Raw genomic sequence first — 26,158 nt, forward strand, 5'->3', positions numbered from 1 at the left:
GTCTACTATCAGGGGCGGGTATAATGGGAACATTCTTTTACACGATGAGCACGTTTGATAAACAACTGGGGGAGTTCCTTACTTCTTATGGATTATATATATATGTACTGTTATTTTTGCTTGTTTATTTAAAAACTGCCTTCGTGGTACTTACATTTATTCCAGGGGACTCACTTGTATTTGCTAGTGGCGCTCTTGCAGCAGTGGGTAGCTTGAATATCGAAACACTAGCCATTGCCTTCTTTCTTGCTACCATCTGTGGAGATAACCAAAACTTCTCTATTGGAAGATTAATCAAAGGCTGGAATAGTAAAAGATTAAAGCCAATTTTATTAAAAGAAACACAACTCCAACGGGCTGAGCAATTTATGGCCCGTTACGGTAAAATATCTATTATCATCGCTAGGTTTATTCCACTTATGCGTACAACTGTCCCGCTAGCAAGTGCAATAATGAATTATTCCTATCGATCTTTCTTTAGACATAATGCCCTTGGCGGATTCCTCTGGGTGTTTTTTTGGTTATTAGCAGGACTTTTATTGGGGCAAATGCCCATTGTAGAACAACATCTTGTTGCCTCACTTTTGGTACTTTCGCTTATTCCTTTTAGTATTCCGGTTGTTTTTTTCCTCATGAAAAGAAAAATTAACAAGAAGTAAATTTAAGCATTGTACATGGTAGTAACCCAACCTTATTAATAATTTCATTTATTACTATTTAAAGGATGACTATTTCTTAACATCGTCCATAATCTTAGACAAAAAAACACTCCCATTAGGAAGTGCAACAATGCTAAATCTATCTATTTTTCTATCGTTTGTTTTTGAGAAACAGATGCGGGGGCTTCTTTTTCTTCCCCTTTAGGCATGAGAAAGATGAACAAAAGACTCAAAGTCGTAAAGATTGTCAGTAAAACTGCGGTTGATGATAATCCTTTCGCGCCATTTCCTCCAGCAGCAAAGATTGCGAAAGTAACTAAAGCAAACGATGCCCCTACACGAGAAGCGACATTTTCTATCGTTAAATAAGTAAAGGAGACCACACCAACCCTTGTAACAGGTGCCCGAGAGACAACGAGTGCTTTTACGATTGGTCCTACTGTCCCAATTGCAGAACCTATAAGACTCATAGAGATAAATAAATAGACAAAAGAGGTATCCTCATTAGCAAAAATCAACATGCTAACCCCACCATTCAGCAAGAAAATACTGCAGAGAATTAAATGCACTGGTTGGGTTTTACTCATTAAACGCCCACTAATGAGGTTGCATATAGCCATAGTTAGGAATAATGGAAATTGCAATAACCCTACCACCGTAGACGAATGGCCTTGAACACTTTGCACGAAGAACGTTAATAAATACATCACACTACTAAAAGACATGTACATGATAATAGCAATGATAGATGGAACCCAAAAATGACGTGTCTTTGCATAGTCAATATCCAGTAACGGTTGCTTAGTCCTCTTTTCAACGATAATTAAAAAGATGAATGAAACAACAGCAACTACTAATGCTGGTGACCACATCCATGATGTCACACCATACTGATTGATAAATGTTGGAATCGTAAGTAGACCTGCTAAAAGAAGAAAGACAAATATTACGCCTAACCAATCAATTGTGCTCTTCTTGCTTCTTTGTACAGAAGGTACGCCAAAAGTAAACAGCAGGAAAGCAATAATACCAAAGACTGAGCAGAGCCAAAAGATAGACGACCAACCGATGCGATCCACGAGAACCCCACTTAATATAGGACCAATGAGACCACCTACAACCGTATAAAATCCATACACACCCATCATTTTACCACGCATACTATCGGTATATACGGTACCAACAAAGTTCACGCCGGCAGGAATCACAGCCGCTCCGGCGAAGCCTTTTAAAAATAAACCGAACACCAACAACCAAAAAGATGGAGCAATGGCCACCATAATCGAACCGATTGTTAGTAATCCTGAACCGATCAATATGACTATTTTTTGGCCAAACGAATCAGACAACCAGCCCATCATCGGTTGAAAGCCTGTTAATCCTAAAGCAAACCCTAGCTGCATATAGACAGAATAGCCTGCAGTTAAATCGAAATGTTCGAGCATTTTTGGATAAGCTGGGATGTGTGTTGCCTCTGCAAACACGACAAGTAAAATGCCGATGCAAAGAATATGAAACGAACGATTAACAGACTTTTCCTCCACTCCATTCCCTCCTTAATTACCCGATATGGATCACGCACGCCTTTTCACGGGTGTTCTCTAATAAGGAATCTTTACCAAATCCACTCTCCTTAAATCCACCAAACGGTAATTCTGGTCCTACTCTTCGATACGTGTTGACCCAAACATTTCCACTATCAATTTTCTTCATCATACGATGGGCTCTCCCTAAATTGTTTGTCCATATGCCCGCTCCGAGGCCAAAGCTTGTATCATTGGCAAGACGCAGGGCATCTTCTTCATTATCGAATGGCAAGACGACCGCCACCGGACCAAAAACCTCTTCCTGACAGATTCGTAGAGAAGAATCCCTCACTAGTAGCAGCGTGGGTTCCACCCAGTATCCTTTTTGAAGATCTGCTTGATCGTCAAAGAAGCTCTCCCCACCGTAATTTCCTCCAAAGATGACTTCTCCCCCCTCCTGCTTTCCTAATTCAATAAAGTCGCAAACCTTTTTATATTGGACATTGTTCGCAATTGGTCCCATCGATGTCGCTAGATTCATAGGATCACCAAAATGAATTGACTCTTCAATGGACTTTTTCATTAAAGGAAGAAAATCGGGTAAGATGTCTTTTTGTACAAGAATGCGAGAGCCGCCGACACAAATTTGTCCAGCATTCCCCGTGAAAATACCATTTAATGTGACGCCTTTTGCCGCTTTCTTTACATCCGCATCAGCGAACACAATATTGGGGGATTTCCCTCCAAGTTCAAAAGTGACAGGCTTTGGCGATTGTGCCAGCTTCTTTGTAATCGCACGAGCAGTTTGACCTGATCCCGTTAACGTCACCCGATCAACATCTCTATGACCGACCAAGTACGAACCTGTAGAACCATCTCCTGAGATGACGTTTAATATTCCCGAAGGAAGAATTTGATTAAGCAGCTCTGTATATTTTAAGCTCGATACACTCGCATGCTCGGAAGGTTTGATAATCAGGGCATTGCCTGCTGCAAGGGCATACGCCGCTTTAATCGTAAAGGTAAATAATGGGGCATTCCATGGAAGAATACCAACAACAATGCCTAACGGTTCCCTAAGCGTGTACCCGATTGTTTCCTCATCAAGTTGGACCGTTTCACCTTTATTGGCATGTGACGCCGCTCCTGCTGCGTCTAACCAAATACTCACTAATGATGGAATGAGACCGTGCAATGTTTCCCGATAAACCCACCCATTATCCTTCGTTTCTAACATCGCTAACTCTTCGCCATACTTTTCAACCTGTAACGCAATTTCTCTTAAATATTTTGCACGTTCCATTGCTGATAATTGCGACCAAGCTGGGACGGCCTGTTTGGCATGCTTGATTGCTAAGTCAATATCTTCTTCTGTACTACAGGGGATTGTCGCCCATACCTTGCCATTTGCAGGGTTTATACTTGTTAATTGTTTTCCTTGAGTAGCTGGCAATTGCTTTCCATTGATTACATTTAAATAATGTTCGATTTCATTTATGGTCTGCATTACAATCACTCCCCTTTTTTCTTTTACCATCCTAAAGCTGCTGCTGCCTTTTCATAATAGCTCTCTCTACTACCTAGATAGTGTTCATAATAGCGCGCTCTTTTCACATATAAATGACAATCTAATTCTTCAGTAAATCCAATCCCGCCATGTATTTGTACATTGGCTGCTGCTGCTTTTTGCAGGGCGTTATGAATAAAAATACGCCCCGCAAATATGGATTCCTGACGATCTTCAGCTGCTGTATCGTAAGCCCAATTGGCATAATAGGATAGTGACCTTGACAGTTCTAAATCCACTTTCATATTGGCAATCGCATGTTTAATGGCTTGGAAACGGCCAATCGGTTGCCCGAATTGTTCCCGTATCTTTGCGTATTCTGCTGCCATATCCACAATCGCAGCCATACAACCCACCATAATGGCGCAAATTGATGCATTAAAAGATAGCAGTCCTTCTTCGAGAATGTTATCACCTTCGTTTAGCTCTCCTAGTAATTGCTCTTTATTAACGATTACATCTTCAAAGTGAATTTGCGATAGCTTCCGTGTTTCATCAATACTTTGCTGCTGTGTCACGTTTTTTATCATTGCCTTATCCACTAGAAAAAGTGAAATTCCCTCTTCATGGCTAGATGAAGTGGTTCGAATCGGAACGAGAAAAGTATCAGCTAGTTCGACATCTGCTACTAACGATTTCACGCCGTTAAGAACAAAATCATCACCTTTTTCTACCCCACTTACTTGGATCGACGACGCCTTGTAACTTCCTTTTGGCTCTATCCAAGCAACCGAAATCTGCAGGGAACCATCGGCAATTGCAGGTAGATACTTTTGCTTTTGTTTCTCTGTACCATATTTTTCGATAAGTGGTACAGCGAAACTATTCGTTTCCAAAAACAAACCCGGTAGGACACTTCTCCCCATCTCCTCAAGTGGTAATACCATGTCTAATAATCCTAAGCCCATTCCCGCATAGTCTTCTGAGACATTGATACTTGGATAGCCTAATTCAACTAATCCTTGAAATGCTTGATCAAATCTTTGTCTATCACCATTAATAAAAGCACGGGCAATATTGGTTGTACCTTGCTCGGTTAAATACTTCCTTACATAACTACCGAATAATTCCTGTTCTTTATTTAATGCGAAATCCATTCTTTTTCACCTCCAACATTGTTAGCGTCCTAGATCCTTAGGCAGTCCAAGTATTCTTTCTGCAATAGTATTTCTTTGTACCTCACTTGTTCCCCCGCCAATGGTCATACCAAAAGAATAAAGATACTTATTCTGCCAATACGAATCACCAATAGCCGCATCCTGCTTCCAAAGAATCCCGTGTGGACCTTGAATAGATAAGGATAAGGCAAAGAGTTCTTGTGTCGCCTCACTTACAATCAGTTTATCTAGAGAGCCCTCAGAGCCCGGTTGACCTTTTTTCAATGTTTTCGTTAAATTACGATAATAATTCAACAAAGATCCCCGAGATTTTGCATATAAATCAATTAATGCATTTCTTACACTTTCCTTTTTTATGACAGACTGCCCGTCCTCCGTCCATTCCTTAGCCATCGTTACTAAATCTTGAAATTGCTGCTCTAATGTAAACACTTGACCACCAATACCCGTACGTTCATGCATCAGTAATGCAATCATTACTTGCCATCCACGATCGATCTCACCAACAATATCACTATCATAAGCAATCGCATCATTTAAATAGACTTCATTAAATTCATGTTCCCCATCCATTTGGATAATGGGCCTAGTCTCTACACCTTCTTGATGCATATCCAAAAGGAAAACGGTAATACCATGATGTTTTTTCTCCCCTTTTGAAGTACGCGCTAATAGGAAACAGCGATCTGCTAAATGACCAAAACTCGTCCAAACCTTCTGCCCATTAATGACCCAACGATCGCCTTTTTTTACTGCGGTTGTCTGAATAGCTGTTAAGTCTGAGCCCGCATTTGGTTCAGAATACCCTTGGCACCAAATCTCTTCTCCAGAAATGATTTTAGTAATATAAGCTGACTTTTGTTCGCCACTTCCCATTTGCATAAGCAAAGGGGCAACCATATGGATGCCGACATAATTTACTAGAGGCGGTGCACTGACGCGAACCATTTCTTGTTGATAGATGATTTCTTCAATTAAACTAGCTTCTCTTCCCCCGTACGCTTTTGGCCAAGCAATCGCTCCCCAGCCACCTTCATAAAGCTTGCGCTGCCAATCTCTTAAAAAGCGAGAATACTCATTTATATCTTCTGGTAATTCTCTGTCTCCATGCAACCACCCTTGTGGCAGGTTTTCCTCTAACCATGTGCGTAATTCCTGTCTAAACTTTTCTTCTTTTTTTGAAAATGAAAAGTCCATCTCTTCTCTCCTCTCAACCTATTCCCATTGTGGTAGGGAACGCCCATCATTGATCTTCTGCCATGTCATTTCAACTTCCATCCCGATATGGATATCCTCTATCGCATGATTCAAAATGTTACCGATCATTTTCACTTCTGGATAGGTAGCCAATTCAATAACGGCAATGACAAGTGGCGTATCATTTTGAAATCCTGGCAGGAAAGGGCGGTGGGAAATGACGTAAGAATACACACGCCCTTTAATATCTGTCCCTAAGTTCTCCCATGTCAGATCACTGCTGCCACACTTTGCACATGCCGGTCCAGGTGGATGGGCAAACTGTTGGCATGTATGACATTTTTGCAAAAAAAGTTCATGGCGGTCAGCCGCATCCCAAAAGGGGGCATTATCTTCATTTTTTAACGGTATCGGTTTCTCATAGCTCATTCGTATTCCTCCTAATTCCTTAAAATCATCGCACCAGCAATATCTGGACCTGCCCATCCCGTACATAAACCAACTTCACAATCCTTCACTTGTCGGTCTGATCCCTCATAGTCGTGACGAATCTGTCGCACAATTTCAATCACATTATTCATTCCATGTGTGTATCCTTCTGAAAGCATGCCACCAGCTGTATTACTCGGCAGCTTCCCACCCATCTTGAGATGTCCATCGGCAACAAAGTCTCCCACTTCGCCTCTTTTCGCTATCTCATATGCCTCTAACTGCCGCAACACAACCCAACTATAGCAGTCATAAATAGAAGCGACATCGAGGTCCTTTGCGGTAACCCCTGCCTTCTTGTATACATCCTTAGCAACATAGTCTGAAGCGACTTCATCTACATTGGTCCAATAATGTGCGTGTGAAACACATTGTCTAGCGGCGATTCCCATAATATAAGCGGGCTGGTTCGGTAATTGTTCAGCTCGTTTGGCGGATGTAACAATGATTGCATTTGCTTCGTCTGACTCTAAGCAGAAATCATGCTTATTAAATGGGAAGCTTAAATCAGGCGTATCATGATAAGCTTCCATTGTTAATGGCTTTCCATAAAAGAAGGCTTTCGGATTTCTTTGTGCATGCTCATAAAAACTCACACAAACATGACCTAGATGCTCCTTCGTTAACCCTGTTTCATGCATATGACGTGTGGCAAATAAGCCAAACCATTGCCCAGGACTACCTGCTCCATATGGGATGAGAAAGCTACCGCCATCCATCGCATTTTGCAGCATGTTCACATCCCAGCCACCACCGCCCATTCTTACGCCTGATCTGCCATTCATAGATCGATAAATAAGGACGGTATTTACTTGACCTGTTTCAATCAGACCAATCGCGTCAGCAATTAACATTTCTGTACTGCTTCCGCCACCCATAATATCTTTTACATATTTCGGTCTCACGCCTAAATAGGTAGATAATTGATGTGCCGGACATGAATCGTTTTCACTGTAACTCATAAACCCATCAATCTCTTTTGTCTCAAGTCCAGCATCAGCAATAGCTGCTCGCGCTGCATCTAACGCCAAATGTAATGGGGTTGTACCCGACTTTTTTGAACGTTCGCTTTCTCCAACTCCGACGATTGCATATTTGTTTTTAATGTTTTCCATCGTCAACTCCCCCTTATTCAAAGAATTCCAACAATGCAGAACCTGATCCAACGATTTCTTTTATTGATTTTGCCGCTTGCAACTCAATTTCCACATATTTCTTTCCTTCGTCCTCGTATACGCGTTTTACAGTAGCTGCGCAAGTAATCTCATCCCCCGGTTTAGTCATCGCTCCAAAACGCATGTTAAACTTCGCTACTCTCGCAGTCACACCCGCTAATTGTTGGATATATTCTCCTAAGAATCCCATGACTAACATGCCATGTGCGATGGCTCCTGGTAATCCCATACTTCTAGCAAAAGCATCGTCTGTATGCAATAAGTTGTAATCTCCTGATGCTCCCGCGTATTTGACGAGTTGAACCTTCGATACCGCAGGCTTCACTAATGGTTTTAACTCTTGACCGTCTACCAAATCGGCAAATCTTAGCATTGTCATTCCTCCTCGTATCGTTATACTGCCTGGACCGGAGGCTGGGTATAAATGATATTCATGCGACTTGTAACCACTAAATCCCCCTCTGTGTCTCTCATTTCGGTATCCAGAATAATAAATTGCATCTTTCCTTTTTTTCCTTCTTTTTCATAAAGGTCTGCTACTTTTATTTGGCAAGTAAGAGACTCGCCTACTTTTAGTGGGCGATGATAAATAAAGGACTGCTCACCATGAAGCATTCTCTTTTCATCTAAATCTAGCTCTATTCCTTCACCCTCTACCCCTGCTACCACCGGAAAAGTAGGTGGCGCAATGAGCCCATTATAGGGACTCTGATTAGCATAAGTTGGTTCCGTATATAATGGATTGTCATCACCTATAGCTTGAGCAAATTGTTTAACATGTCTTTTATCCACTTCAAACATGAACGTTGGCCCAGTCTTACCGATAATTGTCTGATCGAGCATCGTTACCACTACCTCCTAACGAGCATATTTTCTGTTTGCGCAGCGCTTGTTACAATTAGTGCATCTACCGCTTTTGCACACTTTTCAGTCACAATAATTGGATTTAAATCTAGCTCTTCAATGTCATAATCTTGTACAAGTGATGATACACGCAGTAAGATGTCGACAATGGCCTCTACATCAAGCGCTTCTCCACCTCGTACACCATCGAAAATGGCTTTCCCTTTAATCTCATTTATCATTTCAAGTGCATCTTGTCTTGTGATCGGTGCAACCCGGAAAGCAATATCTTTGAACACTTCAACAAAAATGCCGCCTAAACCAAACATAATCACCGGTCCGAAGCTGGCATCTCGCGTCACACCAACGATTACTTCCGTCCCCTTTGCCACCATTTCCTGCACCATCACCCCATTAATGTGGGCATCAGGATGATATTTGTGAGCGGACAGAAGAATGTCATCGAATGCTTGCTTTACTTGCTCTGCATTTTGCAAGGAAAGACGTATACCACCTGCTTCTGTTTTATGCAAAATGTCTTTAGAATCAATTTTTAATACAACAGGGTAACCAATACAGTTCGCTTGCTGAACCGCTTCATCCACTTTAGTTGCTAAGCTCTTTTTTGTAGTGGGAATTTCGTAAGCCTGTAGCACCTTGCTTGCATCCCATTCGCTTAAAATTTGATTCTCTTGCAGTAAATACGCTACGTTCTCTTTCTTCTGAATAGATGCCCGTTCTCGAACACTCTCTTTTTGATATGCACGATATTTTTCGCTATATTCGACTAACTTTGCGAGCGCAGATATCGCTTGTAAGTTACCCGGTATCACTGGCACACCATGGTCGACCATATATTGTTGCCCTTTAGGTATACTCATTCCTTCTAACGGAAATGTACTTACTAACACAAATTTATTCGTGTTTTTACACATCTCAACAAATTCTTGTAATTCCTTCGTCTCTTCATCCCAAAATAAGGGGAACTCTGTAAGAATGATATTGTCTACATCCGGATCCTCCATTAAGGCTTTTAATGGCGCAGTAAATAGCTCTGGTGCCGATACAGAAGCCGCTGCAGTTAGATCAATTGGGTTGGCTGCACTAGCAAAGGAAGGAATCACTTGTTTGATTTTCCGTTGTGTTTCCTCATTTAATTTTGGAATCAACAAGCCATTAGCTTCACAACGATCGGCTTCGTTAATCCCTCTGCCACCCGAGCTTGTAATAATTACGGTATTTCTCCCTGTTGGCAGTTTGCCAGATAAGAATAATTTCGAGAATGAAATAATTTCATCATAATCATTGGCTCTAATCATGCCAGTTTGTTTAAAAAATGCGTCATAAATATCGTTCGAGCCGGCTAATGAACCCGTATGAGAAGCGGCTGCTCTTTTTCCTGCAGTTCCTCGCCCGGCCTTCATAACGATAATCGGTTTCCCTTTTTCAAGCGCCTCGTATGCCAATCCCCTTAATTTTTCAGGTTTTTTCGCACCTTCCAAATAACCGCTGATCACTTTCGTTTGCTTATCATGAACCATATACTCGACTACATCTTCAAAACTGGTATCCATTTCATTTCCAACACTCACAAAATAATTGAACGTTAATCCATGTTGGGCAGCAGCCATATACGTAAGCACACCAAAGGCGCCGCTTTGCGATACATAACCAACTGCGCGTTGTTCACTAAGAGGATAGCTCATAACAGCAGGAGAAAATGTACCGACTAGACCATTCAGCGTATTAACAAGGCCGACACAATTTGGACCAAGTAAACGGAGACCATGCTTTTTTGCATAATCCGCTATTTGTTTTTGTTGTTTTTCTCCCGACTCTCCAGTTTCAGAAAATCCTGAAGCAAAAATAATCGCTGCCTTCACTTTCTTTTCTACACATTGCTCTAGCCCTTGCTGAATCTGGTGAGCACTTAAACAAAAGATGACTAAATCAACTGCATGTGAAACCGCTTGTAAGGATGAGTAGCACTTCACTCCATGAATGGCATTTGAAGTAGGATGAATAGGAAAAATATCTCCTTGAAAGCCCCCATCTAATAATGCCTTCACCTGGATATTGCCAAGCTTCTTCGGGTTTTCTGATGCACCTAACACGGCTACTGATTGCGGATAAAAAAAAGAATGTAGCTCATCCTTTGCGGAAACGTTTTCATTTATCATTACATTCACCTCACTAAATAAAAATCAATTTCTTTCTATCGATAGCTTACAAAATGAACGCTAATGGATCAGGCGTAAAGAAAACATTAAACATTTAATTATTAGGTAGTTAAAAAAAGTAAATATCAACTAAACCTTTACTTACCGTAGGCAGAAACTTTCACAATTATTTTTTTACGTACTACATCATCTCGACTATGACACAAGATCACCTCGACAATGGCAAGGGATTACCACGAAAAAAAGACAATGATCACACAACTTGTGCTCATTGCCTCTTTTCCATTATCTCTATCCAGCGTAATAACTTACCTTCCACCCGTTTAGATGGGACTTTAATTCCTCGTTCTATCGTACTAATATAAGCTTGTGACACCTCAACTTCTTGCGCTAATTGTGATAACGACAAGCCATTTGTCACTCTTACTTCTCTTACACGTTTACCTAAAAGGACGTGATCTGTTAACGATTGATGGTCTTTCACTTTCACTTCAAAAGTCGTTTTCTTCAATTGAGCATACCTTTCAATAACTTCCTCAGGTGGCTGAATAATAATCTTTGCTTGCTTCCAAGTATTCCCCCAGCCTTTACTATCCACAATGGATTCTTCCCATGCTTCGTAATACCATGCAGAGAGTAAACCATCCTCTTGTAGCGTATCAAGCGCGCTCTCAAATCGTTCTCTTGTCCTTGAAGGCAATCTTATATTTAATGATTCACCTATCGCTGCGAGTAATGTTGAAATATAATGTGGTTTTAAATAATCGCCCTTCTTTGCCTGGACTCTCCAACGCCAATGCATATATCTCCCTAACCTCTTCTCCCAAGACCTTCTGTAAGGATCATACTGCAATATTTTAAGTGGTAGATGTATAACCTGCCTACCGGATCCATATAGAAATGGGGAAAATATAGGACCCAGTTTATATTTGTACACTTGCTGTGATTCATTTTGGTCATACACGTCAAAAGCATTACCCATTAACCTTTTCTCGACTGGTTTTCCTTTTTGATATACCACAGTCTCTATATCGATCCAAAGATTTTTTATGATTGTAAGCGATTTCATAATTCTTAGACGTTGACTCCGCTCATACCCTCCGCGTCTCCCTTCTCCACCGCGTTTAGGTAACAAGCCCCTCATCCGAAGCAGTTCATCCACCTCTATCGTAATAACATCTTCATGATGCTTGGCGATAGCAAGAAAGTTGGCACATAACATATCGAGTACATCAACATCCAAATCTGTTAACGTAAAGCGATCTACATTTTGATCTTCTACTATCTCGTTAATCATCAATAAGCCTTGCACATGACCTTTCTGGATTCTTCTACAATACCTTTCTTTCTCTTGATCCCAATGAAAAACTTGATATAGCGCCTCTCGTACTGCTTGATAAGGGGCATTATTCATTACACAAATATTCTCTCTCTGAGAAGGGACTAGAGATGAATTTCTCCAGTCTACTCCATGAGCGATAGCCTTTTCTAATTCCTGTACAGTGCATTTACTATATTTAAAAAGTTGATTGATCCATTTATCAGCATAATCATTTACGATTATCGTGAACATAGAAAGAAATTCTTTACTGTTCAGCAAATAATTAGACAGGTATTGATAGAAGAGCTGATTTAATTCAGCTTTCTTTAGTTGACTAAGGTGCTCCATCCCAAGTTCGTCAGCCATTACATCTAATACCCACTCTGCGATTCCCCGCTGAAACCACTGACAAAACTCTTCCCAAGCAGCTTCCTCATTTAAAAAGGTATCCGTTCTTAGCCTATTTTCAATTGCTGAAATGGCAAGTCCTCTTAGTTGATGATCTAAAAAAACCGTTGTAAATAGGGAGGAATAATTTTTGTTTTTCTCGATAAGAAAATGCACGATATGATCTGCCAATTGATGAATAAAGCGATCTCTTGCGATTTGTCTTAACGAATTAAAAACAGCCGGATTTTCTTGATATGCCTTTTCCCAAATCATAAAAGATTTGACACCTGAGATATAATAAATAGGTGCCTTCTCTTTTTCAATCGACTCTTGATTGGCAATTGCTTCTTTTTGCTGTTCATAAATACATAGAATTAAAAAATTATCAATTTCATTTGTCAATTGTCTAGCTTTGCCTTCATTACGCTTCCCATTCCTACGAACAACTTTTTTAGTCATAAACCGTCTATTCCCTCCTACCCTTATTTCATTGAGTGACTTAGACAATGTTGGTCGTTATTTATTACAAGTGTAGCATAACAAAAGTTTAATTAACTATATATTTTAACTATTCAGAATAAAAATACCCGCCATGGAGGTACTTCCATGACGGTGTATGACTACTTTTCACCAGCATCAGCAAACCGCTTCAACCGCTCGGCTATCTCATCTCTTACACGAGTAAACGTTTGCCACTTTTCCTCTTCCGTGCCAATTGCTTTGGCAGGATCATCAAATCCCCAATGTTCTCGTTTCACTTCTTTCGGTGTTATAGGACATTTATCAGCAGCATCGCCACATAAGGTGACAACCAAATCCGCTTGATTTAAGATGTCGGTATTTATCACATCCGATGTTTGCTGTGAAATATCTATCCCCGCTTCTTTCATCGCTTCTACAGCTTTTGGATTGAGTCCATGTGCCTCAATGCCTGCACTATAGACTTGCCAATCCCCATTTAAATAATGCTTTGCCCAACCTTCAGCCATCTGACTTCTGCAAGAATTCCCTGTGCAAAGAAAATAAATGATTTTTTTCGTCATATGAACACTCCTTTAATGAATAATTAATAACCATATATAAAGACCTAATAAGGTGATAAATAAGGTAGGAATCGTTAGGATGATACCTGTTTTAAAGTAAGTACCCCAAGAGATCTTCACCCCTTTACGTGATAACACATGTAACCATAATAACGTAGCAAGTGAACCAATTGGTGTGATTTTTGGTCCAAGGTCAGAACCGATGACATTGGCATAAATCAAAGCATCTTTCGTCATACCTGTTGCATTCGTATCTGCAATGGCTAACGCATCAATCATCACTGTCGGCATGTTATTCATGACCGAAGACAAAATGGCGGCAATAAAGCCCATGCCCATTGTTGCGGCAAACAATCCTTGATCAACGGTTAATTGAAGAACATCTGTTAACAAGCTCGTTAGCCCAACATTCCGCAAACCATACACAACAACATACATACCGACTGAGAAGAAAACAATATTCCACGGAGCCCCCTTCATAACGGTTTTCACATCAACTGCATCACTTCTTCTAGAGATCATAAGAAAAATAAAAGCAATGATACTAGCAATAATCGATACAGGCACACCAACAAACTCACTTGCAAAATAACCAACTAGTAATATCGCCAAAATCCACCATGAGTACTTGAATAATCGTGGATCCTTTATCGCTACACGCGGCTCCCGCAATTGCGTACCATCATAACGACCGGGTATGCTTTTTCTAAAAAACAAATAGAGAACCAAAATACTTGCCGCAACAGAAAATAAATTCGGCACAATCATGACAGTGAAAAATTTCACAAAGCCGATGCCAAAGAAATCGGCCGATACAATATTAACAAGATTACTAACCACAAGGGGTAATGACGCTGTATCAGCGATAAAACCACTTGCAATAATGAACGGAAAGACCATTTTCTCATTAAAATTCAAGTTCCTTACCATCGAAAGAACAATCGGTGTCAAAATCAAGGCAGCCCCATCATTCGCAAACAGGGCAGATACAATCGCTCCGAGCAAAATCACATAGACAAACATTTTTACACCATGCCCTTTTGCCGCTCTCGCCATATGCAAGGCAGACCATTCAAAGAAACCAATCTCATCTAAAATTAAAGAAATAATAATAATAGCGATAAATGTTAACGTTGCATTCCATACAATCGACGTTACATCCAAAACATCTTGGAAATCTACCACACCAACTAGTAAAGCCAATATCGCTCCACCACAGGCAGACCAACCAATAGACACCCCTTTAGGTTGCCAGATGACTAAAATAAGTGTGATTAAAAAAATCACTGATGCCAAAACCACTGACGTTGTCATACCCATTCCTCCTTAATCACACAATACGCGCAAACCTTGTTTTTCAAGACTTTCAAGTAGCCCCTCTTGACTTGGAAGCTGATTTAATAAAGTACAAACGAAGGGAAAGTTCTCATATTGTCTATTTAAACCGTAATAAACCCATTGACCCCTTCTTGATTCAAAGATCAAACCAACATCACGTAACTTACGTAAATGCTGACTAATAGCTGGCTGGCTCATATCAAATAAATGAACAAGCTCACAAACACAGCATTCCCTTGATTCAAGAATCTTCACCATCTTTAGCCTTGTTTTATCGCCTAACAGCTTTAACACAAGCGCAACTTCCTCAATTGTACTTTTCATTAAGGTACTCCTTTATCGTATAAGTAAATGCTTATATCCTTATGCTATTTTATAGATAAATCTATAGTTAAGCAATCCCTGTTAGAAAAAAACGCATCAAATTTTTTTGATTTATTTCTTGATTTTCCAATTATAGTTAAAGTATACTAATAACACATCAAAAAAATTTGATAGGAAGTGCAAGCCATGAAACCATTCATTGAATATGAAAAACAATTTAAAGCATTAGCCGACCAAAAGAGACTAGAAATTATGTATGAGCTATGCCAACGGGGACAGACATGCGTTTGTGATTTATCCGAGATTTTCTCTCTTCCGCAATCGAAATTATCCTATCATTTAAAGATTTTGCTCGATGCTGGTTTAATTACAAAAGAGACACAAGGAAAATGGAATTACTATGAATTAAATGAGCAATCCGTTAACCATCTCTTATCAGAAGAACTTTGTTGTATCTTTAGAAAATCAAGTAATTCTTGTTGCAATTAAAAGGAGGCATTTCAAATGAAATATGTGCATATCGGTATTAACGTAACCAATTTAGAAGCATCTATCGCCTTTTATTCAAAAGTATTTGGTGTTTCTCCAATCAAGCTCAAGCCCACTTACAGTAAGTTTTTACTAGAACAACCTGGACTCAACTTTACCCTTAATGTAAAAGACGAAGTAAACGGTAATCAAGTGAATCACTTTGGTTTCCAAGTAGAAACACAAGAAGAAATCGATCACCATAAACAACGATTAGAACAAGAAGGATTCTTCGCACGTGAAGAACGAGATACCACTTGCTGCTACGCTCTACAAGACAAGTTTTGGATCACCGATCCAGATGGGAATGAGTGGGAGTTTTTTTATACGAAGGCGGATCGCGGGGTTCAGAGTGAGGGATGCTGTGTAGATATTTAAGGGATATTTCTTTCATTTCCTAAAATAACAAGTAATTTAAAAACATAGATACTGAATCAGTGCCTTGTTTTTTAACTTACTATAATCCCTATGGAGCATAAATTAAAATATAACTACCTTTAGTATTAATATGTTTGCTTAACAACAATACTGTACTTCTTATTGCCTCTCAAATCCTGCTTATTATGTACATAATATTCCTAATTTTCAATTATAATATGATGTATAGTAGGAGAAAAAGGAGGGATAAGCCCTAATGAAAAAAAGATACTATAAAATATTTGCCTTATTAATTCTTCTGCTAGGTGTCATTACTTTTTTGATTTATAACTATATAAACAATTATAGATTTGCTAGTGAAGTTTATTCTTTTAGGGGTGAAGGACAATACTGGGTTGTTACCTCTAAATATACATCTATTCATCAGGATAACTATAGGCATGAGATAAAAATAGAATATACTGGTGGTGACAAAAATGTATTAGTTGACCATTGGTATTTTCATTCTTCACTATTTGGCACCGGCGGCGGTGGGGAAACGCTTGATGATAAAAACCAGCTTAGTAAAAGAGAGGAAGGGACATTCATGTTTACGCCAAATAAAATGCATACATTCGAAATAGAATGGAATGGCAATAAAGAGACGTTTGATGTTAACTTATTGGAGGATCATTGAGTTTTGTGAATAGCTTGGTTTTATATGTTATTGGTTTTAACCAAATAAAAAACCACCAAATATGTATTTGGTGGAGACGGAGGGAGTCGAACCCTCGTCCAAAGATATTGGCACTTAAGCTTCTACGAGTGTAGTCGATATATTCGTGTTTCGCTGCTCCTTATGCCTATCGACGGGCGTCCGGGCAGCTAGTCTGGTTGTTCTCTTCCTTCATCCTCAGACGGTGGAATCCGGCGTAGCCCACTAAATTTGAGTCCCTTACCCTACCACATGGGCGATGGAGGGAGGAACCGCTAAAGGCCTATTAGGCAGCTAAAGCGAAGTTGTTTTGTTGTTTGCCAGTTATAGGCTTTGACGTTTTAACGAGGACGATCCCCTCGACTCGCAACCTAAGCTCAAACTATCCCTGTCGAATCCGTAGCGTCCCCATTGGATAGTAGCAGTTTTTAAAGCTGCTAACTGTATTAGGTGCGCAACTGAGTCGTTGCAGCATACGGAATGCTCGATAAACTTTGAGCAAAGATTGTGCATTTCTATTTGAAGTGACAATTACTATTATAGCACAAACAAACGAAATATCAATTGTAAGCTTTTGGTATATTACATTTTTTGTCTTTCGCGGAAGGCACGTTCAACTTCTCGTTTCGCTTCTTTGCGTTTTAAGTCCTCACGCTTATCATATTTCTTTTTACCCTTCGCTAATCCAACTAAAACCTTTGCGAAGCCATTTTTTAAATATAGTTTTAATGGAACAAGGGCATAGCCGCTTTCTTTTGACTCACCTATTAGTTTGTTAATTTCTTTCCGGTGTAGTAAAAGTTTTCTCGTTCTTAATGGGTCGTGGTTATGAATATTCCCTTGCTCGTAAGGACTAATATGCATACCAATAATGAATAATTCATTATTAACAATTCGTGCATAGGCATCTTTTAGGTTCACACGTCCGTTACGAATGGATTTAATCTCAGTTCCTTGTAAAACAATACCCGCTTCATATGTTTCTTCGACAGTATAATCATGATAGGCTTTTTTATTTTGGGCGATTGTTTTCCCTGCACCTTTTGGCATCTCTTTCTCATCTCCCTTAAATCACAGCAGTTTTATTTATTTTAGCAAAAACAAAGGTAAGAAGGAAGAAAGCCTTACAAAAAAGGCTTCCTCCATTAGACTATTTACGTTTCTTTTTTCGTTTTGCTTTCGGTGCATTCTCATAGAATTTGCGTTTTTTCTTTTTCTTACCATCTGGCTTACCAGATTTATCTCCTCGTTCTGGCGCAGCAGATTTCCTTGGCTTTCTTTCTGAACTACCTGTTTTAAACACTTTTGTTTCTTGTCGGCGTTCTCTTCTAGGCGTGCCTTTCATTCCGACAATCTCAAAGTCGATCGCACGTTCATCTTTATTGACATTAATGACACGAACGGTAATTTCATCCCCAATGCGGAATACATTCCCTGTACGTTCGCCGATCATTGCCATTTGTCGTTCTTCATAGCGATAATAATCATCGGTCATATAGCTGACATGGATTAAACCTTCTATCGTGTTTGGTAGTTCGACAAACATCCCAAAATTCGTAACAGAGCTAATCATACCATCATATTCTTCACCAATTTTATCAAGCATGTATTCTGCTTTTTTCAATTCATCGGTTTCACGTTCGGCATCGACTGCTCTGCGCTCCATTTCAGAAGCATGATCCGCGATTTCAGGTAACATCGCATTCCATTTTTCTTGGGTGCGATCGTCTATCTTTCCTTCGATCAAATACGTACGAATGAGACGGTGAACAATCGTATCTGGATATCGACGAATTGGCGAGGTGAAGTGTGTATAAAACTCTGTTGATAGTCCGAAGTGACCCAAGCTTTCTGGATCGTACTTCGCTTGTTGCATGGAACGAAGCATCATTGTGGAGATCACCATTTCCTCTGGTGTCCCCTGTACTTCTTCTATAATATCCTGTAATGCACGCGGATGAACAGCGTTGGCTGTTCCTTTCACAATATACCCAAAGTTTGTAATAAACTCAAAGAATCTTCTGAGTTTATCTTCTTTCGGATCTTCGTGAATACGGTAGATGAACGGTACTTCCATCCAATGAAAATGCTCGGCAACCGTTTCATTCGCAGCTAACATAAATTCCTCAATGAGTCTTTCTGCTACTGAACGTTCGCGAATGACGACATCTTTTGGATCACCCTCTTCATTCACTAACACTTTCGCTTCTTTAAAGTCAAAATCAATGGCACCACGATGCATACGCTTCTTACGAAGAATCGCAGCTAATTCCTCCATACGCTTAAACATTGGTACCAGTGGCTCATAGCGCTCAATTAATTGTTCATCATTGTCTTCCAAAATTTTATTCACATCCGAATAAGTCATTCTTTCGGTTGTTTTAATGACGCTTTGGAAAATCTCATGATTGACGACTTCACCATCAGGCGTAATTTCCATCTCACATGAAAGTGTAAGACGATCTACTTTTGGATTCAATGAACAAATCCCATTCGATAGGCGATGAGGAATCATCGGTATTACACGATCGACTAAGTACACACTTGTTGCTCGTTCCTCTGCTTCCACATCAATTGGTGATCCTTCAGTTACGTAATAAGATACATCAGCAATATGCACACCTAATTTATAATGACCATTATCAAGCTGCGTCACAGTAACAGCATCATCTAAATCTTTCGCATCTGCACCATCAATCGTAACAATCGTTTCGCCTCTTAAGTCACGACGGTTTTCAATTTCTTTTTCATCGATCTCATCAGGCGTTTCTTCTGCCTGCTTTAACACATCATCAGGGAATTCCATCGGTAAGCCATGTTTATGAATAATGGAAAGAATATCAACACCTGGATCGTTTTTATGACCCAGAATTTCCATTACTTCACCTTCCGCACTCTTTCTTCCTTCAGGATAAGTTGTGAGTTTAACAACGACTTTATGTCCTTCTACTGCCCCTTTAGAAGCAGCTTTTGGGATAAAGATATCACTGGCAAACTTTTTATCATCTGGAATAACAAAGCCAAAATGCTTACTCTCAGTGTATGTACCAACGATTTGTTGCACACCACGTTCCAAAATGCGGACGATGGTTCCTTCTTTTCTTTGACCAGCGCTTTCTGCTGCTACACGGGCTAAGACAATATCACCGTGCATGGCATTATTTGTTTCATTTGGTGGGATAAATAAATCATCGAGTCCTGGTTCATCTGGAATAACAAAGGCAAATCCTTTGGCATGGCCAGATAATTTTCCGCGCACAAGATTCATTTTTTCAGGTAATCCATAGCGATTACTTCTTGTACGCACAACTAGGCCTTGTTCCTCCATAATGACTAAAGTTTTTACAAAATCCTTAAATTGGGTGGAGTCTTCTATCCCAAAAGCCTCCTCCATTTCTTGTACTGTTAGAGGCTTGTACGCCTCGTCCTTCATATAATTTAATAGTTTATCGACTAGCTCTTTTTTGTGGTTATCCACGATTGACAACACTCCTCAAACTTCGATCCAACTTACACTTGCCAATCAAGCTGCTCTAAAAATTGATACACATCTTCATGCAGCTGATCTCTTTCCTTATCAAGTGTAATGACATGACCGGATTCTTCATACCATTTAATCTGTTTTTGATCATTTTCTACTTCATTGTATATAATATTCGCGCTTTCAGTATTAATCATATGATCTTCTCTTGATTGCACAACAAAAGTCGGAGAATAAATCATATCCACATTATGACGGACATCTGCAATTAATGCTTGTAATGCCTTTAATGTGTCCATTGGTGTTTCTTTAAACTTAGCTACTTCTTCTTCAATTTGTTCGGGTGATTTTCCTTCTAGCTTCTTATATTGTCGGGCATAATCAACGACATTATCGTACATCACTTTTTCAGACTTAATATGCATAGGTGCACACATGGTTATAATACCCTTTACAGGTACAGTGTAACCTAATTTCAAGGAAAATACCCCACCAAGCGATAAGCCGGCAATCGCGATTTCTTCATGGCCCATTTCCTTTAGGTGTTGATAACCATTCATGACGTCTTGCCACCAATCTTCTGGTCCCGTATGGACAAGTTCTTCCGGCGGGACGCCATGGCCTTTATATAATGGCGCATGACAAGTATAACCTTTCCCTTCTAGGAATCTTGCCATCATGCGGACATCTGCTGTATTACCAGTAAACCCATGTAATAATAATACTGCTCGTTTACCGTCTCCAAATGTGAATGGTTTGGGTTGAACTACTTTCATTATTGTATACTTCCTTTCAATCAAACGTTTGTTTAACATGATTAGTTTTCCCTGTAATAGGCAAAATAAAAACCCGACCTTTCGTTGAGGCCAGGCATTGCATTGTTCGTCTCTATTTATAGAGCAAAATAAGAAACTGCGATTGTTAAAATAAAGAATAAAACAGCTAAAACAATCGTCAAACGATGTAAAATCAAATCTAAGCCGCGTGCTTTTTGTTTCCCAAAAAGTTGCTCCGCTCCACCAGAAATCGCACCTGAAAGACCTGCACTTTTTCCAGATTGAAGTAACACAACGGCAATTAAACCGATAGACACAATGATTAGCAGTGTAATTAAAAGTGTATGCATGTGGGCACCTCCATATCAACCATTTACGTACAATATTAATACTCAAATTTTAGCATATTTACTATGTACAGACAAGTTAATCTATCATGAAATGTCAAGTTCATGCCCGCATGCCTAGATGCTCACACTACAAATTATTCACAAAAACGATGATCATATTTTGTACGATGTGATTAGCCGCTGTTTAGGAAAGTCTCTATTTATGTATATTTCTGTATCTTTGACCTTTCTTTTCAAAGTATACTAAGAAGAGGATTCCAAAAATTTGATGTGTTTCCGTGATAAATGAATCAAAATTCGAAGTGGATTCAAAAATTTGACGCGTTTCCTTGATTAACGAGTCAGCATCCGATGAGCATCCAAAAATTTGACGCGTTTCCTTGATTAACGAGTCAGCATTCGATGGGAATCCAAAAATTTGACGCGTTTCCTTGATTATCGAGTCAGAATCCGAAGGGAATACGACAATTTGACTCGATTCCTTGATTAACGAGTCAGCATCCGATGAGCATCCAAAAATTTGACGCGTTTCCTTGATTAACGAGTCAGCATTCGATGGGAATCCAAAAATTTGACGCGTTTCCTTGATTAACGAGTCAGAATCCGAAGTGCACCCAAAAATTTGACGCGTTTCCTTGATTAACGAGTCAGAATCCGATGGGCATCCGACAATTTGACGCGTTTCCTTGATTATCGAGTCAGCATTCGAAGTGAATTCGAAAATTTGACACGATTCCATGATAAACGAGTCAGCATTCGAAGTGAATTCGAAAATTTGACACGATTCCATGATAAACGAGTCAGCATTCGAAGTGGATCCGAAAATTTGACACGATTCCATGATAAATGAATCAAAATTCGAAGTGAATTCGAAAATTTGACGCGATTCCATGATAAATGAATCAAAATTCAAAGTAAATCCAAAAATTTGACACAAGTCCATAATAAACGAGTCAGGGCTTTTGGTTTTGTTTACAATTCTTTAATTATCCCGCCATGTATTTACGCGTATTTCCACTACGAAGCTCGCACATCTCTTAAAACCAACATAGCCTAAAAAAACAAACACCATTTACAAAATGATGTTTGTTTTTAAAGACATTATTTACTCAAGTTATAAAAAGATTTCAATCCATCATACACAGCTAAATCACCAAGCTCGTCTTCGATGCGAAGAAGCTGGTTGTATTTAGCGATACGATCTGTACGGCTCATTGAACCTGTTTTGATTTGACCAGCATTCGTAGCTACAGCGATATCAGCGATTGTTGCGTCTTCTGATTCGCCAGAACGGTGAGAAACAACTGCTGTGTAACCAGCACGTTTCGCCATTTCGATCGCTTCAAATGTTTCAGTTAACGTACCAATTTGGTTTACTTTAATAAGGATTGAGTTTCCTACACCTTGTTCAATTCCTTGTGCTAGCTTTTTCGTGTTTGTAACGAAAAGGTCATCCCCTACTAATTGAACTTTACCACCGATACGTTCAGTTAATAATTTGTGGCCTTCCCAGTCGTTTTCATCTAACCCATCTTCAATAGAGATGATTGGGAATTCAGAAACAAGCTCCTCGTAGAAAGAAACCATCTCTTCTGAAGATAATCCAAGACGACCTTCTCCAGTTAAATCATATTTGCCTGTTTCTTTGTTAAAGAATTCAGATGAAGCAACGTCCATTGCAAGGTAAATATCTTTACCTGCTTCATAACCTGCATTGCTAATCGCTTCAATGATGACTTCTAGCGCTTCACGGTTTGAGCCAAGGTTTGGAGCGAAGCCACCCTCGTCACCTACTGCCGTGTTTAAGCTTTTAGATGAAAGAACTTTTTTCAATGAATGGAAAACTTCAGCACCCATACGAATCGCTTCTTTGAATGTAGGAGCGCCAACAGGCATAATCATGAATTCTTGGAAATCAACATTGTTATCCGCATGAGAACCACCATTAATGATATTCATCATTGGTGTTGGTAATTGTTTTGCATTAAAACCACCAAGATAGCGGTATAATGGTAAACCAACAGACTCTGCTGCTGCATGAGCACAAGCCATAGAAACACCAAGAATCGCGTTTGCACCTAATTTGCCCTTATTTTCTGTGCCATCAAGTGCGATCATTGTACGGTCAATACCTACTTGATCAGTTACGTCAAAACCAATAATTGCTTCAGAAATTAAGTTATTCACATTATCTACTGCTTTTTGAACACCTTTACCTAAGTAACGGTCCTTGTCTCCGTCACGGAGTTCAACTGCTTCATATTCACCAGTTGATGCACCAGATGGTACAATCGCACGGCCGAAAAAGCCAGACTCGGTTAATACTTCTACTTCTACTGTTGGATTTCCACGTGAATCTAATACTTCACGAGCATATACATGTTGGATAAATGGCATGATAATCTCTCCTTTTTCATTGGCTGTCATCTTGTCAAACTTCATTTATATGTAAGGCACAGATGTTCACAAAGAAGTGAACACCGGCACTTATTTAATTAATGTAGAACCAGTCATTTCTTCAGGTTTAGACACTTTTAATAAATCAAGTATAGTTGGAGCTAAATCTCCTAATATACCATCTTCACGTAATATTAGACCTTTTTCCGTTACAATAACAGGTACTGGATTAGTTGTATGAGCTGTCATTGGATGATCATCAAGAGTAATGACCTCATCCGCATTGCCGTGGTCAGCGGTGATAATCGCTTTTCCACCTTTAGCAATAATGGCGTTTATCACTTTTCCCAGACATTCATCAACCGTTTCAACAGCTTTAATTGTTGGTTCTAACATGCCTGAGTGCCCCACCATATCAGGGTTAGCAAAATTTAATATAATGGCATCATGCTTATCTTGACTAATTTCATGAAGCAAAGCATCTGTTACTTCGTAGGCGCTCATTTCAGGCTTTAAATCATAAGTAGCAACTTTAGGTGAGTTAATCAAAATCCGTTCTTCACCAGGAAATTTCGCTTCTCTTCCTCCACTCATAAAGAATGTAACATGAGGATACTTCTCTGTTTCTGCAATTCTCAGTTGCGTTAAGTGATTTTGTGAAAGTACTTCTCCAAGAGTATTATCTAGGTTTGTCGGTTTAAATGCAACATACCCGTCAACAGTTTCACTAAAATGGGTTAAACAAACAAAGAATAAAGTCTTTGGATGGCCTATACCACGATCAAATGAACGGAAGTCTTTGTTTGTAAACGTATTTGAAATCTGAATTGCGCGGTCAGGTCTAAAGTTGTAAAAAATCATGGCATCATTATCACTAACTTTTCCAACAGGTGATCCATCTTCCTTCACAATAACAGAAGGAATAACAAATTCGTCATAAATACCGTTCGCATAACTATCTTCGACTAATTCATGGGCACTATGATAAGCAGGACCTTCGCCATACACCATCGAACGATAAGATTTCTCCACACGTTCCCAGCGGTTGTCACGATCCATTGAGTAATAACGACCTGAAATAGAGGCGAATTCACCTACACCAATTTCTTTCATTTTCGCTTCTGCTGATTGAATATATCCTCTAGCTGTCTGCGGACCAACATCACGGCCATCAAGAAAACCATGGACATAGACCTTTTTTAATCCTTCGTCACTAGCTAGCTGAAGGAGGGCATACAAGTGGTTAATGTGACTATGCACACCACCGTCTGACAATAATCCCATCAGATGAAGGCTTGTATTGTTTTTCTTTGCATGATTAATCGCTGCAAGGAAAGTTTCATTCTGCTCAAAGTGCCCCTCACGAATAGCCACATTTACTCTTGTTAAGCTTTGATAAACAATGCGCCCTGCTCCGATATTCATATGACCGACTTCGGAGTTCCCCATTTGTCCTTGTGGTAAACCAACCGCTTCTCCACTTGCTGTTAAATAAGCGTGTGGATACTCATTCCATAACCGATCAAAATTCGGTTTTTTCGCTTGAGCAACAGCATTGCCTTTGACTTCTTCTCTATGGGCAAAGCCATCAAGAATAATCAAAGCAACAGGTGATTTACTCATACTTACCCGCCTCCAATAATTGCAGGAAAGAAGAGGGCTCAAGACTTGCGCCACCGACAAGTGCACCGTCAATATCCGCTTGACTCATATATTCTTTAATGTTTGCCGGTTTCACACTACCACCATATTGAATGCGAAGAGCTTCGGCAATTTCCTCAGAAAACTGTTTACTAACGACAGAACGAATATGAGCACATACTTCGTTTGCATCTTCCGCTGAGGATGACTTTCCTGTACCAATAGCCCATATCGGTTCATAAGCGATGATCGTCTGTTTTAATTGATCATCAGATAACCCCGACAACGCTGCTTCAACTTGCTGTCCAACAAAACTCATTGTTTCATTGTTTTCTCTTTGCTCAAGTGTTTCACCTACGCAAATGATTGGCGTGAGGTTATGAGCAAATGCTGACTTCGCTTTTTTATTCACAGCCTCATCCGTTTCATTGAACATTTCGCGACGTTCTGAATGACCAATGATGACATATGATACACCTAAGTCTTGAAGTGCAACAGGACTGATTTCGCCAGTAAATGCGCCATTATCTTCAAAATGCATGTTTTGTGCACCAATGGCAATAGGCGAACCTTCCACACAATCAACAAGACGCTCTAAAAATAGGGCAGGTGCACATACGACCGTATCCATATCCATTTCATCTGGAACAAGACCGTTAATCTCTTCCATAAAGGACTTCGCCTCATTCATTGTTTTATGCATTTTCCAGTTACCTGCAATAATCGGCTTACGCATACTATCT

At 39.7% G+C, this 26,158-nt stretch carries 25 protein-coding genes and 1 other RNA gene; 4 read left to right on the forward strand and 22 right to left on the reverse strand.

Annotated elements, in window-relative coordinates; all coding sequences use genetic code 11:
- The first annotated feature begins 23 nt into the window (after positions 1 to 23).
- Positions 24 to 659, forward strand: a complete 636-nt coding sequence (locus tag LCM23_RS11415) for a DedA family protein (protein ID WP_224937063.1) — start codon at positions 24 to 26, stop codon at positions 657 to 659.
- Between the two features lie 143 nt (positions 660 to 802).
- Here the strand turns inward: LCM23_RS11415 and LCM23_RS11420 are convergent, their stop codons facing one another.
- The 13 genes from LCM23_RS11420 to LCM23_RS11480 form a co-directional block, all read right to left on the reverse strand.
- Complete coding sequence (locus tag LCM23_RS11420) at positions 803 to 2,203, reverse strand: MFS transporter (RefSeq protein ID WP_224937064.1); 1,401 nt, start codon at positions 2,201 to 2,203, stop codon at positions 803 to 805.
- A gap of 16 nt (positions 2,204 to 2,219) precedes the next feature.
- The gene (locus LCM23_RS11425) at positions 2,220 to 3,692 is read right to left on the reverse strand and encodes an aldehyde dehydrogenase family protein (RefSeq protein ID WP_224937065.1); all 1,473 of its coding nucleotides are present in this window, start codon (positions 3,690 to 3,692) and stop codon (positions 2,220 to 2,222) included.
- A gap of 23 nt (positions 3,693 to 3,715) precedes the next feature.
- Positions 3,716 to 4,849 carry an acyl-CoA dehydrogenase family protein gene (locus tag LCM23_RS11430; protein WP_224937066.1) on the reverse strand — a complete coding sequence of 378 codons (1,134 nt, stop codon included), beginning with the start codon at positions 4,847 to 4,849 and terminating at the stop codon, positions 3,716 to 3,718.
- A gap of 21 nt (positions 4,850 to 4,870) precedes the next feature.
- Positions 4,871 to 6,067, reverse strand: coding sequence for an acyl-CoA dehydrogenase family protein (locus LCM23_RS11435; RefSeq protein WP_224937067.1), 1,197 nt, complete (start codon positions 6,065 to 6,067; stop codon positions 4,871 to 4,873).
- A gap of 18 nt (positions 6,068 to 6,085) precedes the next feature.
- A complete protein-coding gene (locus LCM23_RS11440) occupies positions 6,086 to 6,496 on the reverse strand; it encodes a Zn-ribbon domain-containing OB-fold protein (protein ID WP_224937068.1) in 411 nt (136 codons plus the stop codon).
- Between the two features lie 11 nt (positions 6,497 to 6,507).
- Complete coding sequence (locus LCM23_RS11445) at positions 6,508 to 7,671, reverse strand: thiolase C-terminal domain-containing protein (RefSeq protein WP_224937069.1); 1,164 nt, start codon at positions 7,669 to 7,671, stop codon at positions 6,508 to 6,510.
- Between the two features lie 13 nt (positions 7,672 to 7,684).
- Positions 7,685 to 8,104, reverse strand: a complete 420-nt coding sequence (locus LCM23_RS11450) for a MaoC/PaaZ C-terminal domain-containing protein (RefSeq protein ID WP_224937070.1) — start codon at positions 8,102 to 8,104, stop codon at positions 7,685 to 7,687.
- 20 nt (positions 8,105 to 8,124) lie between these two features.
- Positions 8,125 to 8,574 carry a MaoC family dehydratase N-terminal domain-containing protein gene (locus LCM23_RS11455; RefSeq protein WP_224937071.1) on the reverse strand — a complete coding sequence of 150 codons (450 nt, stop codon included), beginning with the start codon at positions 8,572 to 8,574 and terminating at the stop codon, positions 8,125 to 8,127.
- An 8-nt stretch (positions 8,575 to 8,582) separates the two neighbouring features.
- Positions 8,583 to 10,754 carry an acetate--CoA ligase family protein gene (locus tag LCM23_RS11460; protein ID WP_224937072.1) on the reverse strand — a complete coding sequence of 724 codons (2,172 nt, stop codon included), beginning with the start codon at positions 10,752 to 10,754 and terminating at the stop codon, positions 8,583 to 8,585.
- A 268-nt stretch (positions 10,755 to 11,022) separates the two neighbouring features.
- Positions 11,023 to 12,924, reverse strand: coding sequence for a helix-turn-helix domain-containing protein (locus LCM23_RS11465; protein WP_224937073.1), 1,902 nt, complete (start codon positions 12,922 to 12,924; stop codon positions 11,023 to 11,025).
- A 161-nt stretch (positions 12,925 to 13,085) separates the two neighbouring features.
- Entirely contained in the window at positions 13,086 to 13,508 is a 423-nt protein-coding gene (gene arsC / locus LCM23_RS11470; RefSeq protein WP_224937074.1) for an arsenate reductase (thioredoxin), read from the reverse strand.
- A 12-nt stretch (positions 13,509 to 13,520) separates the two neighbouring features.
- Positions 13,521 to 14,822 (reverse strand): arsenic transporter, encoded by a 1,302-nt coding sequence (locus LCM23_RS11475; protein WP_263624209.1) that lies wholly within the window; start codon positions 14,820 to 14,822, stop codon positions 13,521 to 13,523.
- Positions 14,823 to 14,834: 12 nt separating this feature from the next.
- Entirely contained in the window at positions 14,835 to 15,170 is a 336-nt protein-coding gene (locus tag LCM23_RS11480; RefSeq protein ID WP_095371918.1) for an ArsR/SmtB family transcription factor, read from the reverse strand.
- Between the two features lie 186 nt (positions 15,171 to 15,356).
- Between LCM23_RS11480 and LCM23_RS11485 the strand changes: the two genes are divergently transcribed.
- From LCM23_RS11485 to LCM23_RS11495, 3 genes are all read left to right on the forward strand, one after another.
- Positions 15,357 to 15,659 (forward strand): ArsR/SmtB family transcription factor, encoded by a 303-nt coding sequence (locus LCM23_RS11485; RefSeq protein WP_224937075.1) that lies wholly within the window; start codon positions 15,357 to 15,359, stop codon positions 15,657 to 15,659.
- Between the two features lie 15 nt (positions 15,660 to 15,674).
- Positions 15,675 to 16,076 (forward strand): ArsI/CadI family heavy metal resistance metalloenzyme, encoded by a 402-nt coding sequence (locus LCM23_RS11490; RefSeq protein ID WP_224937076.1) that lies wholly within the window; start codon positions 15,675 to 15,677, stop codon positions 16,074 to 16,076.
- 256 nt (positions 16,077 to 16,332) lie between these two features.
- Positions 16,333 to 16,752 (forward strand): family 16 glycosylhydrolase, encoded by a 420-nt coding sequence (locus LCM23_RS11495; RefSeq protein WP_224937077.1) that lies wholly within the window; start codon positions 16,333 to 16,335, stop codon positions 16,750 to 16,752.
- 68 nt (positions 16,753 to 16,820) lie between these two features.
- Here LCM23_RS11495 and ssrA read toward each other — a convergent pair.
- The 9 genes from ssrA to tpiA form a co-directional block, all read right to left on the reverse strand.
- Positions 16,821 to 17,180, reverse strand: a transfer-messenger RNA (tmRNA) gene (gene ssrA / locus LCM23_RS11500).
- 172 nt (positions 17,181 to 17,352) lie between these two features.
- A complete protein-coding gene (smpB, locus tag LCM23_RS11505) occupies positions 17,353 to 17,820 on the reverse strand; it encodes an SsrA-binding protein SmpB (RefSeq protein WP_095371914.1) in 468 nt (155 codons plus the stop codon).
- Between the two features lie 100 nt (positions 17,821 to 17,920).
- The gene (gene rnr, locus LCM23_RS11510) at positions 17,921 to 20,203 is read right to left on the reverse strand and encodes a ribonuclease R (protein WP_404826605.1); all 2,283 of its coding nucleotides are present in this window, start codon (positions 20,201 to 20,203) and stop codon (positions 17,921 to 17,923) included.
- A gap of 77 nt (positions 20,204 to 20,280) precedes the next feature.
- A complete protein-coding gene (locus LCM23_RS11515; protein WP_224937079.1) occupies positions 20,281 to 21,027 on the reverse strand; it encodes an alpha/beta hydrolase in 747 nt (248 codons plus the stop codon).
- A gap of 116 nt (positions 21,028 to 21,143) precedes the next feature.
- Entirely contained in the window at positions 21,144 to 21,377 is a 234-nt protein-coding gene (gene secG / locus LCM23_RS11520) for a preprotein translocase subunit SecG (protein WP_224937080.1), read from the reverse strand.
- 196 nt (positions 21,378 to 21,573) lie between these two features.
- On the reverse strand, positions 21,574 to 22,116 hold the full coding sequence (locus tag LCM23_RS11525; RefSeq protein ID WP_224937081.1) for a hypothetical protein: 543 nt from the start codon (positions 22,114 to 22,116) through the stop codon (positions 21,574 to 21,576).
- A gap of 362 nt (positions 22,117 to 22,478) precedes the next feature.
- On the reverse strand, positions 22,479 to 23,774 hold the full coding sequence (eno, locus tag LCM23_RS11530) for a phosphopyruvate hydratase (RefSeq protein ID WP_095371910.1): 1,296 nt from the start codon (positions 23,772 to 23,774) through the stop codon (positions 22,479 to 22,481).
- 90 nt (positions 23,775 to 23,864) lie between these two features.
- On the reverse strand, positions 23,865 to 25,397 hold the full coding sequence (gene gpmI / locus LCM23_RS11535; RefSeq protein ID WP_224937082.1) for a 2,3-bisphosphoglycerate-independent phosphoglycerate mutase: 1,533 nt from the start codon (positions 25,395 to 25,397) through the stop codon (positions 23,865 to 23,867).
- The gene (gene tpiA / locus LCM23_RS11540) at positions 25,390 to 26,151 is read right to left on the reverse strand and encodes a triose-phosphate isomerase (RefSeq protein WP_224937083.1); all 762 of its coding nucleotides are present in this window, start codon (positions 26,149 to 26,151) and stop codon (positions 25,390 to 25,392) included. Before tpiA ends, gpmI begins: the two co-directional genes overlap by 8 nt.
- Positions 26,152 to 26,158 lie beyond the last annotated feature (7 nt).

The sequence above is a fragment of the Cytobacillus kochii genome, from assembly GCF_020171845.1.
GTDB classification, from domain to species: domain Bacteria; phylum Bacillota; class Bacilli; order Bacillales; family Cytobacillaceae; genus Cytobacillus; species Cytobacillus kochii.

Bases quoted from the DNA above. Each gene is read 5' to 3' on its own strand.
- LCM23_RS11460 (WP_224937072.1), bottom strand. From the start codon at position 10,754: ATGATAAATGAAAACGTTTCCGCAAAGGATGAGCTACATTCTTTTTTT.
- LCM23_RS11450 (WP_224937070.1), bottom strand. From the start codon at position 8,104: ATGCTAAGATTTGCCGATTTGGTAGACGGTCAAGAGTTAAAACCATTA.
- LCM23_RS11415 (WP_224937063.1), top strand. From the start codon at position 24: ATGGGAACATTCTTTTACACGATGAGCACGTTTGATAAACAACTGGGG.
- LCM23_RS11435 (WP_224937067.1), bottom strand. From the start codon at position 6,067: ATGGACTTTTCATTTTCAAAAAAAGAAGAAAAGTTTAGACAGGAATTA.
- LCM23_RS11465 (WP_224937073.1), bottom strand. From the start codon at position 12,924: ATGACTAAAAAAGTTGTTCGTAGGAATGGGAAGCGTAATGAAGGCAAA.
- secG (WP_224937080.1), bottom strand. From the start codon at position 21,377: ATGCATACACTTTTAATTACACTGCTAATCATTGTGTCTATCGGTTTA.
- LCM23_RS11490 (WP_224937076.1), top strand. From the start codon at position 15,675: ATGAAATATGTGCATATCGGTATTAACGTAACCAATTTAGAAGCATCT.
- gpmI (WP_224937082.1), bottom strand. From the start codon at position 25,397: ATGAGTAAATCACCTGTTGCTTTGATTATTCTTGATGGCTTTGCCCAT.
- LCM23_RS11455 (WP_224937071.1), bottom strand. From the start codon at position 8,574: ATGCTCGATCAGACAATTATCGGTAAGACTGGGCCAACGTTCATGTTT.
- LCM23_RS11480 (WP_095371918.1), bottom strand. From the start codon at position 15,170: ATGAAAAGTACAATTGAGGAAGTTGCGCTTGTGTTAAAGCTGTTAGGC.
- LCM23_RS11495 (WP_224937077.1), top strand. From the start codon at position 16,333: ATGAAAAAAAGATACTATAAAATATTTGCCTTATTAATTCTTCTGCTA.
- rnr (WP_404826605.1), bottom strand. From the start codon at position 20,203: ATGAAGGACGAGGCGTACAAGCCTCTAACAGTACAAGAAATGGAGGAG.
- LCM23_RS11430 (WP_224937066.1), bottom strand. From the start codon at position 4,849: ATGGATTTCGCATTAAATAAAGAACAGGAATTATTCGGTAGTTATGTA.
- LCM23_RS11425 (WP_224937065.1), bottom strand. From the start codon at position 3,692: ATGCAGACCATAAATGAAATCGAACATTATTTAAATGTAATCAATGGA.
- LCM23_RS11515 (WP_224937079.1), bottom strand. From the start codon at position 21,027: ATGAAAGTAGTTCAACCCAAACCATTCACATTTGGAGACGGTAAACGA.
- LCM23_RS11475 (WP_263624209.1), bottom strand. From the start codon at position 14,822: ATGACAACGTCAGTGGTTTTGGCATCAGTGATTTTTTTAATCACACTT.
- LCM23_RS11445 (WP_224937069.1), bottom strand. From the start codon at position 7,671: ATGGAAAACATTAAAAACAAATATGCAATCGTCGGAGTTGGAGAAAGC.
- arsC (WP_224937074.1), bottom strand. From the start codon at position 13,508: ATGACGAAAAAAATCATTTATTTTCTTTGCACAGGGAATTCTTGCAGA.
- LCM23_RS11485 (WP_224937075.1), top strand. From the start codon at position 15,357: ATGAAACCATTCATTGAATATGAAAAACAATTTAAAGCATTAGCCGAC.
- LCM23_RS11525 (WP_224937081.1), bottom strand. From the start codon at position 22,116: ATGGAATCGTGTCAAATTTTCGAATTCACTTCGAATGCTGACTCGATA.
- tpiA (WP_224937083.1), bottom strand. From the start codon at position 26,151: ATGCGTAAGCCGATTATTGCAGGTAACTGGAAAATGCATAAAACAATG.
- eno (WP_095371910.1), bottom strand. From the start codon at position 23,774: ATGCCATTTATCCAACATGTATATGCTCGTGAAGTATTAGATTCACGT.
- LCM23_RS11440 (WP_224937068.1), bottom strand. From the start codon at position 6,496: ATGAGCTATGAGAAACCGATACCGTTAAAAAATGAAGATAATGCCCCC.
- smpB (WP_095371914.1), bottom strand. From the start codon at position 17,820: ATGCCAAAAGGTGCAGGGAAAACAATCGCCCAAAATAAAAAAGCCTAT.